The sequence below is a fragment of the Agromyces binzhouensis genome (assembly GCF_004135055.1).
Classification (GTDB): Bacteria; Actinomycetota; Actinomycetes; order Actinomycetales; family Microbacteriaceae; genus Agromyces; species Agromyces binzhouensis.
This window is the reverse complement of sequence record NZ_SDPL01000755.1, coordinates 1-715: the sequence shown is the minus strand read 5'-3', so window position 1 is coordinate 715 and position 715 is coordinate 1. Positions and strand designations below refer to the sequence as shown.

1 protein-coding gene is annotated in these 715 nt (G+C 75.2%); it reads left to right on the top strand.

The features are described from left to right. A partial coding sequence (locus ESO86_RS18050; protein WP_207207233.1) for a ComEC/Rec2 family competence protein occupies window positions 1–715 on the top strand: 715 nt, incomplete at both ends.

Sequence of the window (715 nt, the reverse complement as noted above, 5' to 3'; positions counted from 1 at the left end):
GGGGGGCGCTGGAGCGACGCACGCCCGGCGAGGTCGAGGCCGCGGCGTCCGGGCGCGAGGAGGTCGTGGCGAGCGTCCGGTTGGAGGCGGCGCCTCGGCGGGCGAGCGCGACGCAATGGTCGGACGAGGCGAGACGACGCGCGGCCGGCACGCTCGTCGAACTCACCGTCGACGGCGTCAGTACCGAGGTCGACGCGATCCGAGTCGACGTGTCGCTCCCCGGAGACGGGGACGAGCTGGGCTTCGGCTCGACCGTCGTCGTCGAGGGCCGGCTCGTGGAGCTGCCACCGTCCTCGCGTGCAGCGTTCCGGCTGTCCGCATCGAGGATCCTGGAGACCGGGCCGGCACCGCCGTGGCTCGCGTGGACGCATCCGCTGCGCGAAGGGCTGGCCGAGGCATCCGCCCGACTCGGAGGCGACGGCGGAGCGCTCGTGCCGGGCCTCGCGATCGGCGACACGTCGCGCGTCTCCGACGACCTGCAGGCCGCCATGACCACCGCGTCGCTCACGCACCTGACCGCGGTGTCCGGTGCGAACTGCGCGATCATCACGGCCGCGGCCTTCTGGGTCGCGGGGCTCGCCGGCCTCCCGCGGGCCGGTCGCGTGATCGCGGCACTCGTCGCACTCGCCGGCTTCGTCGCGCTCGTGACTCCGGAGGCCAGCGTCGTGCGGGCGTCCGCGATGGCGCTCGTGGTGCTCACGGCCTGCGCGACCGC